Annotated in this window: 12 protein-coding genes and 1 tRNA gene; 9 read left to right on the forward strand and 4 right to left on the reverse strand. The window is 40.4% G+C overall.

Features of this window, described 5'->3' with window-relative positions:
- Positions 1 to 106 precede the first annotated feature (106 nt).
- From HPE56_RS14710 to HPE56_RS14735, 7 genes are all read left to right on the forward strand, one after another.
- Positions 107 to 1,315, forward strand: a complete 1,209-nt coding sequence (locus HPE56_RS14710; RefSeq protein ID WP_223170327.1) for a glycoside hydrolase family 18 protein — start codon at positions 107 to 109, stop codon at positions 1,313 to 1,315.
- A 20-nt stretch (positions 1,316 to 1,335) separates the two neighbouring features.
- Positions 1,336 to 3,573: a DUF4838 domain-containing protein gene (locus tag HPE56_RS14715; RefSeq protein WP_188244519.1), complete on the forward strand. Its 2,238-nt coding sequence runs from the start codon at positions 1,336 to 1,338 to the stop codon at positions 3,571 to 3,573.
- Positions 3,574 to 3,584: 11 nt separating this feature from the next.
- Positions 3,585 to 6,236, forward strand: a complete 2,652-nt coding sequence (locus HPE56_RS14720) for a glycoside hydrolase family 3 protein (RefSeq protein ID WP_188244520.1) — start codon at positions 3,585 to 3,587, stop codon at positions 6,234 to 6,236.
- A 23-nt stretch (positions 6,237 to 6,259) separates the two neighbouring features.
- On the forward strand, positions 6,260 to 6,565 hold the full coding sequence (locus tag HPE56_RS20575; RefSeq protein WP_317173213.1) for a hypothetical protein: 306 nt from the start codon (positions 6,260 to 6,262) through the stop codon (positions 6,563 to 6,565).
- Complete coding sequence (locus HPE56_RS14725) at positions 6,460 to 7,746, forward strand: alpha-L-fucosidase (RefSeq protein WP_317173214.1); 1,287 nt, start codon at positions 6,460 to 6,462, stop codon at positions 7,744 to 7,746. Before HPE56_RS20575 ends, HPE56_RS14725 begins: the two co-directional genes overlap by 106 nt.
- 302 nt (positions 7,747 to 8,048) lie before the next feature.
- Positions 8,049 to 11,153: a SusC/RagA family TonB-linked outer membrane protein gene (locus HPE56_RS14730; protein ID WP_188244521.1), complete on the forward strand. Its 3,105-nt coding sequence runs from the start codon at positions 8,049 to 8,051 to the stop codon at positions 11,151 to 11,153.
- A 12-nt stretch (positions 11,154 to 11,165) separates the two neighbouring features.
- Positions 11,166 to 12,653 (forward strand): SusD/RagB family nutrient-binding outer membrane lipoprotein, encoded by a 1,488-nt coding sequence (locus tag HPE56_RS14735; protein ID WP_188244522.1) that lies wholly within the window; start codon positions 11,166 to 11,168, stop codon positions 12,651 to 12,653.
- Between the two features lie 1,146 nt (positions 12,654 to 13,799).
- On the opposite strand, the gene HPE56_RS14740 is transcribed toward HPE56_RS14735, so the two are convergent.
- From HPE56_RS14740 to HPE56_RS14750, 3 genes are all read right to left on the reverse strand, one after another.
- Positions 13,800 to 14,435 carry a response regulator gene (locus HPE56_RS14740; RefSeq protein WP_188244523.1) on the reverse strand — a complete coding sequence of 212 codons (636 nt, stop codon included), beginning with the start codon at positions 14,433 to 14,435 and terminating at the stop codon, positions 13,800 to 13,802.
- A complete protein-coding gene (locus tag HPE56_RS14745) occupies positions 14,425 to 16,428 on the reverse strand; it encodes a tetratricopeptide repeat-containing sensor histidine kinase (protein ID WP_188244524.1) in 2,004 nt (667 codons plus the stop codon). The genes HPE56_RS14740 and HPE56_RS14745 overlap by 11 nt, the downstream gene beginning before the upstream one ends.
- Before the next feature lie 369 nt (positions 16,429 to 16,797).
- A tRNA-Arg gene (locus tag HPE56_RS14750) sits at positions 16,798 to 16,871 on the reverse strand.
- Between the two features lie 63 nt (positions 16,872 to 16,934).
- Between HPE56_RS14750 and HPE56_RS14755 the strand changes: the two genes are divergently transcribed.
- Positions 16,935 to 17,447, forward strand: coding sequence for an adenine phosphoribosyltransferase (locus HPE56_RS14755; protein ID WP_188244525.1), 513 nt, complete (start codon positions 16,935 to 16,937; stop codon positions 17,445 to 17,447).
- 54 nt (positions 17,448 to 17,501) lie between these two features.
- Positions 17,502 to 18,215, forward strand: coding sequence for a hypothetical protein (locus HPE56_RS14760; RefSeq protein WP_188244526.1), 714 nt, complete (start codon positions 17,502 to 17,504; stop codon positions 18,213 to 18,215).
- A gap of 2 nt (positions 18,216 to 18,217) precedes the next feature.
- Here HPE56_RS14760 and HPE56_RS14765 read toward each other — a convergent pair whose 3' ends face one another.
- Complete coding sequence (locus HPE56_RS14765; RefSeq protein ID WP_188244527.1) at positions 18,218 to 18,385, reverse strand: SsrA-binding protein; 168 nt, start codon at positions 18,383 to 18,385, stop codon at positions 18,218 to 18,220.
- Positions 18,386 to 18,446 lie beyond the last annotated feature (61 nt).

Consider the following 18,446-nt stretch of genomic DNA (forward strand, 5'->3'; position numbering starts at 1 on the left):
TTTTTTTTTGATTGAATCCAACCCCGTGTTTTTGGTTTGGGGATATTTTGTCCAGTTAGGACCGGCAGATTTTTCAAATAGATGGTACAATTAAAAATACATACATATGAAAAGACTAGGATATTATGTTTTACTTTTTATAGGGATAATTTTGACCGCCTCTTTTGTGCATTCGGAAAATGCAGAGCCAAGGAACAAAAAGGGTACGAATGTGGTAATGGCGTATTATGTGCCCGAAAAGGATTATCGCCCAGATGAACTTCCATTGCACCAATTGACCCATATCATTTATTCATTTACCAATGTCATAGATGGTAAGATGCAATTCAGGGATGCTGAAAATGAAGATAAACTCAAAGCGTTGGTCGCTGAGCGGAAAAAACATCCAAACCTTAAAGTAATGATTGCCTGTGGGGGATGGGGTGCTGATGGGTTCTCCGATATGGCACACACCGCAGAAAATCGAAAGAAATTTGTTCAAAGTGTAGTGGAATTCAATACTGAATATGAATTGGACGGACTGGATATTGATTGGGAATATCCTGCTATTCCTGCCGCCAATACCGGAGCGCGCCCAGAAGATAAACAGAATTTCACCTTGTTGATGAAAGAACTGCGTGAGGGATTGGATACCTTGGAGAGAACGCAAACACTGACTTTTGCCTCGGCCGGATGGAAGCGGTATTATGAAAATGTTGAGGTTACCGAAGTAATGAAGTACGCAAATTATATGAATGTAATGACCTATGACCAAATTGGGGCTACTTCCCCGGTCACCGGTCACCATACTGCCCTGGGGTTGATTGAAACCAAGGACATTCAAGATACTCCCGCTGCAGAATACATTAAAAGCAGAAAGGAAGAGATGAAAAAAAGGGGTTATACGTATGAGCCTAGATCGGTAGAACGCATAGTCGATTTTTGTATTGCCAGAGGGGTAGCACCAGATCAGATTGTTATTGGAGCGGCCTTTTATGGCCGTGCTTGGAAAGGCGTACCTCCAGGGAATAACGGTCTATATCAGTCCAACAAAGGTTCGTATATCGGATGGAGTGCCTACAATCAGATTCGTAAGGAATTTGAATCGAATAGGAATTATAAAAGGTATTGGGATCCTGTTGCGAAAGCACCCTATTTATACAGTGCAAAGGACAGTGTGTTCATCAGTTATGACGATACGGTTTCCGTAGCCTTAAAAACGGCCTATGCCAAACAAAAGAAATTGGCTGGGATCATGTTTTGGGAATTGGGGAACGATACCAAGGAAGCCAACAGTCTCTTGAAAGCCATCTATGAGGCATCAAAGAAAAAATAATGAGTACTAAATCTAAAAACATGAAAAGGAGAGTCCTTATTACGCTATTTGTTTTTTGTCTTGTGTTGAATTCTTGTTCGGATAATTCACTCCAGTTGGTAAAAAATGGAAAATCCGATTTTGAAATTGTTGTTGATGCAGGCGCCACTGAAAGGGCTATTGCATCCGCAAAAGTGCTGCAATCATACATCAATAAGATCAGTGGGGCACAATTAAGTATTGTGGATGAAAGCTCACAGGGTGCGGATAGGGGCAAAATATTTATAGGAAACATAGATGATGCTGAATTGGGGATGCATCAGATTAGGATAAATGTGTCTGATGGAAATCTTTATATTCATGGGGGGTCTGATGCGGCATTGAATAATGCCATTTATGAGTTTTTAGAACGGTATTTGGATTGTAAATGGTATGCTCCAGAGGTCGAGGAAATACCACAATCAACCTCGATAGCCTTGGCATTGCCCCTTGACTATTCCTATACTCCGGAAATTACTACTCGAACAGTACATTCAAGGCTTTTTTATGAAAACAAGGACTATGCTGACCAGCAAAAAGTAACTTACGAGGCGTTTCCGCATTATGTACCAATAGCCCGTGTACATACTTTCCAACGGTTTGTGCCAGAGGAAACATTTTTTAAAGTACATCCTGAGTATTACGCCTGGCGAGGTGATAAACGATTGCCGACCCAGTTGTGCCTAACTAATGATACGGTTTTAGGGATAGTCAAGGATTCAGTACGGGCAATGTTTCAAAGATACCCTGAGGCATCAGTGATTTCTGTGAGTCAAGATGATAATCAACAATATTGCCAGTGTCCGAATTGTTCGAAAATTGATGAGGAGGAAGGTAGCCCGGCAGGGACAATGATTCGGTTTGTGAATAAGGTAGCTGAGGCATTTCCCGATAAGACCATTTCAACCTTGGCCTATCAACATACACGGAAGCCTTGCAAAACCCACCCAGTTGATAATGTACTCATCACATTATGCTCTATTGAATGTGATCGAAGTGGTCCCATTGAAGAGAAATGTGCCGATTTTGCAGACGATTTAAAAGGATGGGGAAAATTAACCGACAATATTAGAATTTGGGATTACACCACCCAATTCACCAATTTTATGGCCCCCTTTCCCAATATCCAAACCCTTAAACCCAATATTGAACTGTTCAAGGATAATGGTGCAAAATGGGTCTTTGAGCAGCATAGCAATAATCCCAGTGAGCTTTTTGAATTGCGGTCCTATATTACGGCTAAATTGCTTTGGGACCCCAGTTTGGATCTCGATGCCCTTTTGACGGAATTCACAAACGGTTATTACAAGGAAGCGGGGATTTATGTAAAACAGTATGTAGATAAAATACATGCTGCATTAAAGAAAGATCCCGAATTCTTCCTGTTTTTGTATGGAGACCCTTCACAGGCCTTCGATTCCTATTTGTCTGCAAACCTGCTCAAAGAGTATTCCGCTTTATTTGATAAGGCCGAAAAAGAAGTGGCTGATAGCCCAGAATTACTCCTAAGGGTGAGGACTGCTCGTTTAGGCGTTGATTATGCCGTGTTGGAAGCATGTAGGAAAGGAATATCAAATGAATATACTTTGGTTGTAAATACTGGGGATGATGGTGTACAGGTGAATCCTATGGTAAATGGGATTTTAAAGAAATTAAAGGAAACCACCAAAGCCGGTAATATCACATTAATGAATGAAATGGGGTTTACGGTAAGCGAATATCTTGGGACCTATTCCAAAGCCCTTCAAGTAGCCTCGCAACCCAATAAAGCTTTGGGGAAAAAGGTAACCCTATTGTCCAAACCCAAGAAATATGCCAATGAGGACCCACAAGTCCTTACCGATGGGGCCCTTGGTGGAAATGGTTTTTATGCCAATTGGTTAGGGTTTGAGGGTAATGATCTGGAGGCTATAGTGGATTTAGGCCATGTGCAGCGAATCAATATGGTTTCCATGGCTTTCTTGCAAGTGACCAACCATGTAGTGTTCTATCCTACGCATGTCACTTATTATGGGGCTACCGACAACAAAAAATTTGTGGCACTCGGAACGGTGGAGAACAAGGCTCCCTTGACCAAAAACAGCAAGGTAAACGACATCCAGTATTTTGATGTGAATGATATTGACAAGGAATTCAGGTATATCAAGATAAAGGCCAAGAATATGGCAAGTCCACCTTACTGGCATCATGCCGCAGGGACGCCCTCTTGGATTTTTGCCGATGAAATTTTAATCAATTGAAATCACTTCCTATGGGAAAAGAGATTTATTGCAGCTTCCTATTATTCTGTGTTTGGTCCATTGGACTGGCCCAACAGCCCCAATATCCCTATCAAGATTCAAAATTGCCGGTAGAGGAAAGGGTATCCGATCTTTTGTCACGAATGTCACTCGAGGAAAAAGTTCGTCAAATGGACATGTATAAGGGGGAGTATTTTAAAAACGGGGAGCAATTTGATTCGAAAAAAACGGAATTAAAGATAGGTCGCTTGGGTGTTGGCGCAATCCATGACATTTACCCGAAATCGGCGAAGATGATCAATTCACTCCAAGCCTATGTTATGGAAAATAATAGATGGGGGATACCTGCATTGATCATGGCAGAGGTTCTTCATGGATATAGTGGTGAGGGTAATACAGCTTTTCCCATGAATATAGGGTTAGGGTCCACCTGGGACCCAGGTCTTATGAAAAAGGTAGGAAGGGTTATCGGTTCTGAGGCAAGGGCGCATGGTGTACATTATGGGTTAGGGCCCGTCTTGGGAATAGGAAGGGAGCCCCGCTGGGGAAGGATTGCCGAAACCTTGGGTGAAGATACTTATTTGGCATCTGAACTAGGGTTGGCAATGATCCAGGGGATGCAAGGGGATAGCCTATCCTCGGATAACGCAATAATCGCGGAGCCTAAACATTTTGCCGTACATAGCTATCCTCAGGCCGGAGGAAATTCTTCCCCGGTTATTGTCGGGGAAAGAACGGCACGTGAGGATTTCTTACCCGTATTTGAAAAGGCATACAAAGAAGGTGGGGCCTTAGGTGCCATGTGTGCTTATTCTGAATTGGATGGGGTTCCTTGTGCCGCCAACCATTGGTTGCTAACCGATGTCTTACGTAAGGAATGGGGTTTTAAAGGCATTGTAATTTCGGACTTAGGGGCGATAAAGTACTTGCAGACCACCCACTTTGTAACCTCCTCCCCAAGGGAAAGTATAAAGGAAGCCGTCGCGGCAGGGGTAGATATGCAATTCTATGATTTTTCCAATGAATTTTGGCAAAAGACCTTAATGGAATTGGTCAATGAAGGCGAACTTTCAATGAATGAAATTAATAGGGCCGCAGGGGGTGTGCTCCGGTTGAAGTTTTTATTGGGTCTTTTTGAGCATCCTTTTATTGAGGAAACGAAAATGCAGGAGCGGAAGCATTCATTGGAAAATCAAGCCATAGCATTGGAGGCAGCCCATAAATCAATGGTGCTTTTAAAAAATGAAAAAAACCTTTTACCGCTAAATAAAAATATAAAAACAATCGCTGTGATAGGGCCTAACGCCAATGAAAGTAGATTGGGTGGGTATTCGGTTCGGAATAAAAAGGGGATCACCGTTCTTGAGGGTATAAAACAGGTAGTGGATTCCTCTGTGGAAGTTCTCTATGAACAAGGGGTTCCCTTGATTGTTAAGGGGCAAATCGTTGATCAAGAATATCTATTTACACCCGATAAGAAAGGAAATGGGTTAAAAGGGGAATATTTCGATAATAGGAATTTAGAAGGTAGTCCCGTACTGACAAGGATTGATGGGGAATTGGGATTTGATTGGCCATGGTCTCCAGGACCAGGGGTACCTGATGATCAGTTTTCGGTAAGATGGACAGGTTTTTTAAAACCAACGGAAACCTTTGAAGGGTGGTTGGGGTTAAGTTCTGATGACGGTGTTAGAATGTGGGTGGATGAACAACTTATTGTAGACAATTGGAACAAAGGAGCAACAGCAATCGTTACCACTCCCATGCGGTTTGAAGCGGGCAGGGAATACCAGATCCGCATAGAAATGTGGGAAGGTGGATGGGGAGCGCGAGCCCATTTGCGATGGAACCTACAAAAAGTTGATCTTGAACCAGCCATTGCTGCAGCCAAAAAATCGGATGTGGCTATCGTGGTACTGGGGGAGTCCAACGAACTGGTGGAGGAGAATAGGGATGTTGCCACCTTGGAATTACATGGAAAACAATTGGCACTGATCAAAGCAATTCAAGAGACCGGTACCCCAGTGGTTGCCGTATTGTTGAACGGTAGGCCTTTGGCGATTAATTGGGTCAATGATCATGTTCCTGCCATTCTTGAGTCCTGGTTCCCGGGAGAAGCTGGGGGAAGGGCCGTGGCAGATGTGCTTTTCGGTAATTTCAACCCGGCGGGTAGGTTGCCCATCTCATTTCCTAAATCGGTAGGTCAGTTGCCAATTTATTATAACCAAAAACCTTCGGCCATCCATAGGTATGTTAGAGAAAGCCAAGATCCCCTGTACGATTTTGGTTTTGGGTTGAGTTATACCAAATTCACCTATTCCAATTTGAGGGTTAGTGCTTCGGAAATCCATAAAGAAGATAAAATACTGGTTCATGTTGATGTTCAGAATACGGGGGATTTTGACGGTGAGGAAGTAGTGCAGCTCTATATTAATGATGTATACAGCAGTGTTACCACCCCCCGAAAAACCTTAAAGGGATTTAAACGTCTTTTCTTGAAAAAGGGAGAAAAGTCGACGGTTAGCTTTGAATTGGGACCAGAGAAATTATCGATTTGGAACAAGGATATGGAAAGGGGTGTCGAACCTGGTGATTTCGAGATCATGGTAGGAGGCAATTTAACCGATGTACTAAAGACCGGATTCAAAGTATTGATCAATTAAAGCAGTAATCAAAAATAATGATTATGGAAAAGTTCATACACAGTAGGATTTTGATATTGGTGGTATTCCTAGCCGCTTTTCAGCAGAGTTGGGGACAAGCGATTTACGAGGATGAGCGGTATGTCCCAGAGACAGATTCCTTAACCAATGTAAAACTTTCGGAATGGCAAGACCTTAAATTCGGACTTCTTATGCATTGGGTCCCTATAGTCAATGGGGTGTTGTGGAATCGTGGTCGATCTGTCCGGAGGATTATGGATGGTGCGAACGGAAAATGGGTTCAAATCCATCGGATTACAATACCTACAGGAAAGAATATGAAGATTTAAAAAAGACCTTCAACCCGGTAAAATTCAATCCGGATAAATGGGCCAAGGCGGCAAAAAATGCGGGAATGAAATATGTGGTTTTCACCACAAAACACCATGACGGCTTTTCCATGTTCGATTCAAAGTATACGGATTATAAGATAACAGACCCCGAAACGCCGTTTTCTTCAAATCCGAAGGCCAATGTGACTAAAGAGATATTCGAAGCCTTTAGGGGTGAAGGTCTATGGGCAGGAGCTTATTTTTCCAAACCGGATTGGCATCATGAAAATTATTGGTCCCCAAATTTCCCGCCTTTTGATAGAAATGTAAATTATGATCCAGCGCTTTATCCGGAGAAATGGGAAAAATATGTCCAGTTTACCCATAACCAGATACTGGAATTGCTAACGGATTATGGTAAGGTGGATATTCTATGGCTCGATGGTGGTTGGGTTAAAAAGAGAGACAAGGAAAATATAGAACAAAACTATGATGAAAAGTTCAAGGAGAATCTATCGGGCAATGGTTTCTTGAAACACCGTGTAGTGAGTCAGGATATCCGAATGGATGAATTGGTCGAAAAAGCCCGGGAAAAACAGCCTGGACTGATTGTGGTGGATAGGGCTGTACACGGGAAGAATCAAAATTATTTGACGCCCGAGAATCGTATTCCTGAAAAACCTCTGCCATACCCTTGGGAATCTTGTATTATTGCCGGTGGTGGTTGGTCTTATTCCTTTGATGCCAATTATATGTCCGGTCGGGAAGCAATACATACATTGGTCGATATTGTGGCTAAGGGAGGTAACCTGTTGCTCAATATAGCACCAAGTCCTGAAGGGGAATGGGATGCTGGTGCCTATGGACTTTTGGAGGAAATAGGGGATTGGATGAACATTAACGACGAAGCTATTTATGGGACCAAATCAATGGCACCATACAAATCCGGTAATGTTTGCGTAACAACAAAACCCGATGGTTCGATTTATCTTATTTATTTGGTGGAAAAGGGGCAAAAAAGCCTACCTTCTGCCATAGAATTCCCCGTTGTTATCCCAAAAAAAGCAAAAGCAACCATTTTAGGTGTGAAATCGTCATTACAATGGAAAAGAAAGGACGAAGGTATTAGCATCGAACTCCCCTTAAGCCTTAGATCAAGGTTGTTGGGAACATCGGCATTTGTAATTAAAATCAAATAAAAAAGTAGGAAGATAATTAAGGGGTTATCATAAAAAACGTACACCGTCTAAAGTCCCGTTTTAACAGGTTCTATCCCAACCTGTTCAGCTTATGGCTTTATCCCTGGTTTCTAAGGACCTTTGTTTTAACTATATAAGGTTTTATAGAATTGCTCTTTAGCTTTTCAGCGTAGTTATTGGTCGAAAACATTTCAAAATCAACGGTCAAATTTCAAATTTAGTACTTTAACATTATTTTAATAACTTTAAGATAATGTTATCATTTAAAGATTCAAACGATTATTAAACAAAACTAAACTAACATGAATCAAAAATTTAAGTATGTATTGATGTTTGTTGCTTTGCTCTTTATACAAGGAGCAATAGCCCAAACTATTTCAGGTACGGTGACCGATAATTACGGCACACCTGTTCCGAGTGTCAATGTCATTGAGAAAGGAACAACAAATGGTACCTCAACGGATTTTGATGGTAATTATACCATTGACGTTTCCAGTACTTCTGGAACCTTGCTTTTTTCTTCCTTAGGTTTCGTGGCCAAGGAGGTTGCAATCGGAGGTAAGACTTCAATCAATATTTCATTGGTGGAGGATGTTGAACAACTTGGAGAAGTTGTTGTAACCGCTTTAGGTATAAAGAAAGAAGCGAAAGCCATTGGTTATGCCGCTACGGAAGTAGGTGGTGAAGAGCTTGCAACGGTAAAGGTTACCAATGCGATCAATTCGCTTCAAGGTAAGGTTGCTGGTGTAAATATTACTTCCAACTCCACTGGTGCCGCAGGTTCAAGTAGGGTTGTTATTCGTGGTAATAATACATTGACCGGTAATAACCAACCATTGTATATTATTGATGGTATCCCAATCGGTAACGATAATAATGGGGCTGCAGGAATGTGGGGTGGATCTGATGGTGGTGATGGTATCTCCAGTATCAACCCAGATGATATTGAATCGGTTCGAGTACTTAAAGGTGGTGCCGCAACGGCCCTTTATGGTTCAAGAGGTGGTAATGGTGTTATTTTGATTACCACAAAAGGTGGTACTTCAGAACAAAAAGGTTTTGGGGTTGAAGTAAGTAGCTCCGTAACTTTTGATGCCTTGAATACTGGTATTTTGGACTTTCAACACGAGTATGGTCAAGGTACACGTGGTAGGGTCCCCGCTAATGAGGCTGAAGCTTTTGATTTAGGGAACAGTGCATGGGGAGCGAAATTGGATGGTTCTCCTGTAGTACAATGGGATGGTGTTGAAAGACCTTATTCTTATGTGGGTGATAATTCAAGTCGTTTCTATAGAACGGGTTCTACCTTTGTAAATACCGTGGCCTTATCTAGTAATGCAGAAAATATGAATTATAGACTTTCGTTATCCAATATGGATAATGAGGATATTATGCCTAATTCAGGTTTGAACAGAAAGTCGTTTTCCTTGAACTCAGGGGCTACGCTTTCTGAAAAAATCACCACTCAGGTGAATGCCAAGTACATTGTTGAAAAAGTACAAAATAGACCACGTTTATCGGATTCTCCTGGAAATGCAAACTACACCGTAGCCCTTTTGGCACCGAATGTTGATGTGCGGAACATGCAGCCAGGAATGAATGAGGATTTGTCTGAGAATGCATATTCCAGTAATATTTACTCTACGAACCCTTATTTCGCTGCCTATAATTTCAGTAATGAGGATGTTAAGCACCGTATTATAGCGTCTACTTCCATTAGGTATGATATGTTGGATTGGTTGTATTTATCTGGCCGTGTTGGTACGGACCATTATACACGAAAATCAACATCACTTGAGCCTTATGGTACTGCATTTAAACCATTGGGAGGAATGCAAGAGCAAGAAAGGATATATACACAAGTAGATGCCGACCTTATGTTGGGTCTTGATAAGGATATTACCGATAAGTTTTCGACTTCGGCTTTTGTGGGTGTGAACAGTAACCACATAAAATATGAGGAGTTGAATTTAGGAGGGAATGATTTTATAGTTCCTGGTTTTGAGGATATTTCGAATTTGGCCAATCAAAGCCGGTCCCGTTTGTTCAATGAACGAAAAATAGGGTCTGTATATGGTTCTTTGGAATTGGCTTATGATCGCTGGGCATATTTGACCTTTACAGGTAGAAATGACTGGTTCTCTACATTGTCTTATCCAGGTAAGGACACTTCCAATAATGTATTCTATCCATCTGCCAATGCAAGTTTGGTTTTATCGGATGCATTGGAATTGCCATCGGCAATTACCTTTATGAAATTAAGGGGTGGTTACTCCGAAGTTGGTGGGGGTGGTGATGAAGCCTATAAATTGGCTCCAACCTACGAATTGTTCGGTCAAGGTCATTTAGGTCAGCCCTTAGGTAGGGTAAGTGGTAGTACAGTTCCAAATGCCGCTTTGGTGCCTTGGACAAAGAGTGAAGTTGAGATCGGACTTGATGCTAGATTTTTTGATAATCGTTTGTCCTTGGATTTAGCGGTGTACAAAAACGAGACTACCGATGATATAGTAAATGCAACTACCTCAATATATTCAGGGTATTCTTCTGCTACGGCCAACTTGGGTAAATTGGAGAACAAAGGGGTTGAATTTTTACTTTCCTTTACTCCAGTACGTTCAGAGAAATTTAATTGGACCTCTAGTATAAACGGTTCTTTTAACGAAAGTTTGATTGTTGAGACCAACGCTGAAGGTCAGCCAGTAAGTTTGGATCAAGCACGTTCACAGAACGTCCAAATACAGCATGAAGTAGGGCAACGTTTTGGTAAGATAGTTGGTGTAAGTTATGTTCGGGATGATGCCGGTACCATAGTATATGATATCAATTCCGATGGTACACCATTGGCACAGGAAGGTGATCGTGTTATCTTAGGTGACGGTGTGGCACCATGGGCCATGGGTTGGAGTAATAATTTTACTTTTGGTGATTTTAACTTGAGCTTTTTGATCGATGGTAAATTTGGGGGACAGGTTTTCTCAGGTACCAACACCTTCGCTTATGGATCAGGTTTGCATAAAGAAACCCTTGAAGGTAGGGTGAATGGTTTGACGATTTCCGGTATTGACGGAGCAACAAATCAACCTTTTACCACCACGGTAACACCAGAGTTTTTACAGGATTATTACGGCAGGATAAACAATATTGCCGAGCAGTTCGTCGAAGATGCCGACTATATAAAATTCCGTGAATTGAGTTTCGGATACAGTTTTCCCAAAGAGATATTGGAAAGGACTTTCCTAACAAGTGCCAACGTTTCGATAATCGGAAGAAACTTGTTCTACATACAACGTAGTGCGGACAATATTGATCCAGAAAGTGCCTATAGTGCTGGTAACTCACAGGGTCTAGAGTACTTTGGGGTTCCATCAACAAGGAGTTATGGTCTTAGTTTAAATGTTAAATTTTAAAGAGATAAAATAATGAAAAAAATACTATTCATACTGTCAATTGTCTTGTTGATGGGTTCCTGCGACGATGGTTTTGAGGACATTAACGTTGATCCCACAAAACCCAATCAGGTTCCTGTAACAAGTAAACTTACCGCAGCCCAGTTATTCACTTCTGGCGAGCGTTATGAAAATTGGAGAGCCAATTTGATCTATCAATCCACCATGATGCAACATTATGCAACCACGACAGGTTATTGGTCAGGGGATAAATACACATGGAACAAAGGGTATGCTTCTTCATTGATCGATCGTTATTATGAGAATCCAGTAAAATCAGTTGAGGATATCTTGATTCAACTTGATGAAGAGGGTTCTCCGGAAGAAATGAAAGCGATAACCAGGATATTAAGGGTTTTTATTTATTCCAGATTAACGGATTTATACGGGGATATTCCTTACAGTGAAGCTGGAAAGGCCGTGATTGAAGGAATTTTACAACCAAAATACGACGCCCAGAGTGAGATATATGCGGATATGTTGAAGGAACTTGAAGAGTCTGCTGCTGCATTAGGTTCAGGGACTTCCGGATTTGGATCTGCTGATTTGTTTTATGCGGGTGATCAGGCTAAATGGAAACGATTTGCCAATTCAATGATGTTACGTCTTGGATTGCGCTTGATCAAAGTCGATCCAACGGCATCCCAAGCATGGGTAACCAAGGCTATCGCTGGTGGCGTAATGGAGTCCAATGCGGATATAGCCAAGGTTGAACATACTGTCGGACCAGAAGGGGTTAACCAGAATGGAATTGGTGAGGTTTTCCAAGCCGATGATAATCAACGAATGAGCAAAACGTTTATCGACTTTTTGCAGGATGATCCAAGGTTGCCGATTTTGGCGACTAGATTTTCTGATAAAAGTAATGATCCAGCAGATTTAAAAGGTTTGCCAAATGGACTTGATCTTGATATGTTGATGACAAATACAGGGGAGGAAACCACTGATGAATATGCTGAACCCAACCGTGAGATAATGACACGACGCGATTCTCCTATGTTCTTCCAGACCTACGCAGAAGTAGAGTTTATGTTGGCCGAGGCTGCGTTACGCTGGGGATTGGCTGGTGGAGACCCAGAACCTCATTATAATGCTGGTGTCAGGGCTGCTATGAAAATGCTTGAATTGGATTCTCCGGATGCTGCAATCGATGATGCTGATATCGATGCTTATTTATTGGCGAAACCATTTGATGCCGCCAATGCATTAGAACAAATAAGTACCCAATATTGGGCTGCGACTTATCTTAATGAATATGAGGCATTCTCTAATTGGAGGAGAACAGGTTTTCCTGTATTGGTACCTGTTAATTATCCAGGTAACGAGACCGGTGGAACTATTCCAAGAAGACTTACGTATTCTGTTGGTGATCAGTCCAACAATCCTGAAAATTATGCTGAGGCCATTGCAAGACAAGGGCCGGATGTATTGACCACTAGAGTTTGGTGGGATGTTGAATAGTTTAATTGTTGTTCTCTATAGATTTTCTAGTTAATTTTAGAGAGAGTTAGTTTTGTAAAGGAGGGGAAACCCTCCTTTATTTTTTTGTCAAAATTGCGAATGTGGCGTAAGCCTAGTCTATAAAGGATTTACCCTGCTGAAATCCAATTAAACAGGAATTGATTTTGTAAATAAAATCAAGGATGGTAAAACCCGTAATATCCTGGTTAATGCCAATTTCTATGGTGGTGCGGGTGAAGATAAGGGAAATTTAAGGCCGTTCTAGGCCATAAAAGATGGGGCTACACCCATAGAGATTCCAAAATCAAAATACAGAGGACATTAAATTGTCATTGTAACCAATAAAGATGATGAAAACCGGTTCTTTATGGTGAATAAGAGGAACGCCAAAAACAAATAATACAAGTTGAATTTAACTTGTTTATGGTCGCCCTAAAGTTGTCTTGGAAATAATATAATTACGTTTAATGGCTTAGATGGAAATTGGGTTTAAAGGCGGTACAAGAAAACAAGGTGGGGGTAATGAATAGGGCTCGACATTAATGAATACAATCAACTTAATTGTTTCTCGGTATTTTTCATTGATAGACAACCAAGGATTAGGATAAGGGTAGGTATTATCAAGGAATAGATGGAAAATACGCCCATGTGGAACAAAAGCAATTGATTTATGGAAATGAATGCTGTGTAAATGTATATGGACCAATTTTTCAAATGCCAAAAAGCGATCATACAACCCATGATGATTAAGGCTGTAAGTATAAGATAGGGTGGGTACCAACTATCAATAAGGTGATCTGGCATGGTGTATATAGAGAGAATAACGAGTAGTATTTCAATAAAACCAAGAGTGCAGATAATAATTATGGGTAATGGTCTTTGTGTTTCATCCATCATGGGAACTCTAAAGCTTTTAAATGATGAAAAGGTATTCATGGTGGAATTAATCGGTTCTTTGAACTTATTGTTAGTTTTTAGAGGTGAGATCTATAGGTTTATCCTACCATAATACATTATCGTAGTACAAGTTGGGACATTAATTTGCTTTAAGGAAATTAAGGATAAAAAATACCTGAAAACCAGTAGAAGAAACTACTTGAAAATCGGTAGCGCTTTAAGGAGGGGTATCATCCCTGAATATGGCATTCAAATCAAATGTTTTTCTACGGCAACTTTGATTAATGATGCTGCATTTGGAACTTCCAATTTTTGCATAAGATTACGCCTATGGGTTTCCACGGTAAGTGGACTGATAAATAACTCCTCAGCTATGCTGTTTGTTGTTTTGCCATCCGCTATTAAGGTGAGGACATGTTTTTCCCTTCGGGTCAACTTGGGTAAATCACTACTTTCCTGTGTAACCGAGTCCGCAAGTATTTTTTGAACTTCGCTACCAAAATAGAAATTACCTTGGTGTACTTGCGTAATGGCATTGATCAACTCATCTCCAGTAACATTTTTCAATAGATATCCCTTTACACCGTTTCTTATCATTTGATTAATGATGCTGGGTTCGCTATAAGTGCTAAGGCCGATGACACCGATATTCGCTCTGATATTTAGGATTTTGGGTACCATTTCCACTCCATTTATATCGGGTAAGTTCACATCCAATAGAATAATGTCCGCAGAATTTTTTTCTAAAAAAACAAGGGCATCGGTCCCGTTCATAAATTGGTTGATTATACGAACACGCTCATCATCACTTAGCAAAGTTTTAAGTCCTTCAATCACCATAGGGTGATCATCAACTATGATAATATGTATAGGTTTATGTTGCATCTAAGGTAATTTGAATGTTAACGGTGGTACCTTCATTTTCTTCTGAGTGAATTTCTAAATCTCCCTTTAAATAGGCTACTCTCGTTCTAAGGTTGGAAATACCCATGCCATCTGCTTTATCAACAAGTGTTTCTTCTTTAAAGCCTATTCCATTGTCTTCAACAGTAATGTCGACTTTATTGCCATCTCTCATGAATTGAACCAATATCTCAGAAGCTTTGGCGTGTTTTATGGCATTATTGATCAGTTCTTGCATTATACGGTACATGGTAACTTGTTGGTTCAAGTTTATCCCTTTTTCAGTACCATAAAATTGTAGGGTGACTTTCGTGTCATTACCCGTTCTACTACTACAATAATCTTTTAATGCGGCCTTAAGGCCAAATTTGACCAGGGTTTCAGGCATTAAATTACGGGCAATGGTACGTAGTTCGGACAACGAATCATCAAGGTCTTTCATAACCTTCTTTAGTTGGGTCTTAGGGTATTCCTTTGGCTCATCCTTATCCAGTTTGGAGAGGTTTAGGCTTATGCCGGATAATCTTCCGCCAAGACCATCGTGTAGATCAATGGCAAGCCTTTTCCGTTCGTTTTCCTGACCTTCTATCAAAGCTGAGAAAACCTGGTTTTGTTGCTCCTGTTTTAATAATGAAACTTCTGTTTCTTGTTGATGTTCTTTTTTTCGAGCTTTTCTGAGCTGGCTATTGTAGCCGTAATAGCCTATAAAAAGTAATAATACTAGGACACTGGCTATTGCCCAAAGCATGTAATTTTGGGATTTTTTCTTTTCAAGGGCAAGGGCAGTTTCATTTTTTTCGTTTTCTAATTTTAGGATCTCCTTTTCTTTAGTAGCCGTTTTATACTCCATTTCGAGTTGTTGCATGTCATTTCCCAATTCACCCACTCTAGCACTATCCAGTGCGATGACATAATCTTTTAGGTAATCGTATGCCTGTTGAAAGCGATTGAGTCCGGCTTCGTATTTTGCCAATTTATAATAGGAGCCTACTTTATCGCTTATGGAATGTTCATCATCGGTAAAATTGATGTGCTTTAACGTGTACTCTTTTGCTTTTTTAAAATCCCCCATTTTATCATAGATGTCCGCATATCTCTGATAGAGCAATTTTAAATAATAGTTTGATTGATGATCCTTATAAAATGCATAGGATCGGTCCAGGGCTTTTAAGGCATTTTTAAATTCCCCAGACCTTCCGTAGTACAATCCAAGCTCTCCGAAATATGGGCCTTTATAGAAGGAATTTGGTATTTTATCCAAATTTGTTTTAGCAATATCAAGTACGGATTTCATTCGGTCCAGTGAATCCATTTGCGCTAAGGAAGTTGCAAAAGCCAAACTGTGGTAAAGAATATCTTCAGGCGTACCTATTTCTTTAAACTGTTTTTGGCTTATTGTAAACATTTCATAGGCCTTGTCGTAAAGGGAAAGGTTGGCGTATTTTATGCCCAAATTGGTGTTGCCATTGGCCACGAACATTTTATCGCCCATTTGTTGTGCAATGGGTATGGTCTTAGCGGCCAGTTCAATTTCCTTTTCTAAGTTACCTTCGTATCCATAGGCCACACCTAAGTTGTAATTACCGCGTAACCAAATTTTCATATGTTGTGCTGATGAATCTTTGGCTATGAGTTTGTCCGCAAAATTATTTCCTATCACAAAATATTTCTTCGCATTTTCAACATCAAAATAATCGAGGTAACCACCGGCTAAATTGATATTGGCATCGGCCATTCCTTTCAGGTAATATATCTTTTTACTTAAGGCGATGGCCTTAAAACCATTTTCGAAGCACTTCAAGGAATCGATGCCACCATAACTTCGGGTCAGTTCGCTGAGTATGTTAACACGTGTGGTATCGTGCGCTGCGATTTTAAGGGCATTTTCAAGGCTATCGATACGCGCTTCCCGTCCTGTTTGTGACATGCCGGTTATTGAGAGCAATAGGAAGAAAACAAATACTTTTAAACGCATTACGATCATTGAATAATTTATTTGAGGAATGGCAATATAACATAACTATGTGGTACCATAAATACCCAATAATCAATATACAGGAAAACCAGTAGGGAATATACGATTATCGGGACTTTTTAGGTACAAGGTGTTCATACCTTGTTATCGTTATATTAGGATAAACCGGCATCAATCCCATACTGTCTGATACGTGACCTGTAGTTTGGTGAAAAACCTATAATAACTTAAAAATATAGGCTATAGGGGTCTTCGAAATTTAAGGGGATATTACCTTTGGGTTTCTTGATAAAGACCTACTTTGAAGATTGAAAATCCTTAAAATCAAAAAAAGCAGCCCAAATATTTGGACTGCTTTTTGTTTATTTGTGATCCTGACAAGATTCGAACTTGTAACCTTCTGATTCGTAGTCAGATGCGCTATCCAGTTGCGCCACAGGACCTTTTATAGGGGTGCAAATATATTTCTTTTTACCTTTACAACAAAATAAGCTTAATCTATTTATATGAATTTAAAAACCTTTATCCGCGATATTCACGATTTTCCCACAACTGGAGTCGTTTTTCGGGATATCACCCCCCTTCTAAAAGATCCTAAAGCCATTAAATATACCGAAGAAGCACTGCTGGACCTAGTAGGGAATCAGAAAGTGGATAAAGTTGTCGGTATGGAAAGTAGGGGCTTCTTTTTTGCCCCAATGTTGGCCGCTCGGTTAAATGCGGGATTTGTACCTGTACGCAAGCCGGGTAAGCTACCTTTTGCCACCATGCGACAGGATTATGATTTGGAATATGGTAGCGATGCATTGGAGATGCATTCCGATGCGATTATAGCTGGGGATAAGGTATTGGTCCATGATGATGTTCTTGCTACGGGAGGCACTGCCCAAGCCACTTGTAGGTTAATCGAGAAAATGGGTGGTGAAATTGTACAATGTAATTTTCTGTTGGAACTCGATTTCCTAAAGGGAAAGGACAAACTTGGCGATTTTGAAGTTAAATCATTGTTGCATTATTAATGGATATAATATTGTACATCTACAATTGGGATGTGTCTTAAACAAAGTATTGGAATGAAAATATCATCATGGAATAGATTCACTTTAATAGTGGCTTTTGGAATTGTCTCTGTTGCGTCATATGGTCAGGCTAGGCTAACCGTTAGGCAGAATGGGCCCAATACAGAACTGTATTTTACTAAGGCGGTTAAAGCACCCTCATACAATGAGGTAGTGGGGTCACCCTATCTATACGAAGAATTTGTGCCGGCCAGGGTGAATGACATAGACAGGACCTTATTCGTGCGTTTCAATGTATATGATAACAGTATCGAATTTAAAGGGGGTGATGCTATAATTTATTCCATGCCTAAATCCAATGATTATGTCATTGAATTATTGAATGGGTCGAACAAGGTTTACGAAACCCACGAATATGTCGATGATCGTAAAGAAATTGGGAATACGTTTTTTGAAAAGGTGTATTCGGATGATGATTTTGGTCTTTATCTCAGGGAAATCATACTATTCACTCCGGTTAAAATGGCAAAAAATAGTTTTGAAACCAATAAGCCCGCAAAATTCAAGAAAGGAAAGGTGGATTTTTATTTTCAGCAATTGGATGCTGATTCGCCTACCTTACTGAAATTGCCCAAACGTGAAAAACAATTTCTGAAAATTTTTGATGAACATTCAGCAGCGGTAAAGGGCTTTATCAAAAAAGAAGGTCTGGATTGGGAAGAAACAGAGGATCTCATTCGTTTCTTCCAATTTTATTTTGCCCAGTAAATTCAATTATGGTTCTCGCCGCCAAGAGCTCTTGAGGTTACAAAATAGCGCCAGCCTATAATGGCCAATTGAAACTTTGAGGCTTTTGCCAGATCCAGCCCTTGTTTTGTGTACGAAGGCAAGATAACCTTATTGATTTTGGCAAGAAGGTTGAATATAATTGTTCCCATAGTCGTATAATGGTTCTAAAAGTAAAAAAATCCATGACGGTATGGTCTAGGTATTTGGACT

It is taken from the genome of Maribacter aquimaris, assembly GCF_014596745.1.
Lineage (GTDB): Bacteria > Bacteroidota > Bacteroidia > Flavobacteriales > Flavobacteriaceae > Maribacter_A > Maribacter_A aquimaris.

Excerpts from the sequence above, each read along its gene's own strand:
- HPE56_RS14710 (WP_223170327.1), top strand. The coding sequence starts at position 107 with ATGAAAAGACTAGGATATTATGTTTTACTTTTTATAGGGATAATTTTG.
- HPE56_RS14715 (WP_188244519.1), top strand. The coding sequence starts at position 1,336 with ATGAAAAGGAGAGTCCTTATTACGCTATTTGTTTTTTGTCTTGTGTTG.
- HPE56_RS14720 (WP_188244520.1), top strand. The coding sequence starts at position 3,585 with ATGGGAAAAGAGATTTATTGCAGCTTCCTATTATTCTGTGTTTGGTCC.
- HPE56_RS20575 (WP_317173213.1), top strand. The coding sequence starts at position 6,260 with ATGGAAAAGTTCATACACAGTAGGATTTTGATATTGGTGGTATTCCTA.
- HPE56_RS14730 (WP_188244521.1), top strand. The coding sequence starts at position 8,049 with ATGAATCAAAAATTTAAGTATGTATTGATGTTTGTTGCTTTGCTCTTT.
- HPE56_RS14735 (WP_188244522.1), top strand. The coding sequence starts at position 11,166 with ATGAAAAAAATACTATTCATACTGTCAATTGTCTTGTTGATGGGTTCC.
- HPE56_RS14740 (WP_188244523.1), bottom strand. The coding sequence starts at position 14,435 with ATGCAACATAAACCTATACATATTATCATAGTTGATGATCACCCTATG.
- HPE56_RS14745 (WP_188244524.1), bottom strand. The coding sequence starts at position 16,428 with ATGCGTTTAAAAGTATTTGTTTTCTTCCTATTGCTCTCAATAACCGGC.
- HPE56_RS14755 (WP_188244525.1), top strand. The coding sequence starts at position 16,935 with ATGAATTTAAAAACCTTTATCCGCGATATTCACGATTTTCCCACAACT.
- HPE56_RS14760 (WP_188244526.1), top strand. The coding sequence starts at position 17,502 with ATGAAAATATCATCATGGAATAGATTCACTTTAATAGTGGCTTTTGGA.
- HPE56_RS14765 (WP_188244527.1), bottom strand. The coding sequence starts at position 18,385 with ATGGGAACAATTATATTCAACCTTCTTGCCAAAATCAATAAGGTTATC.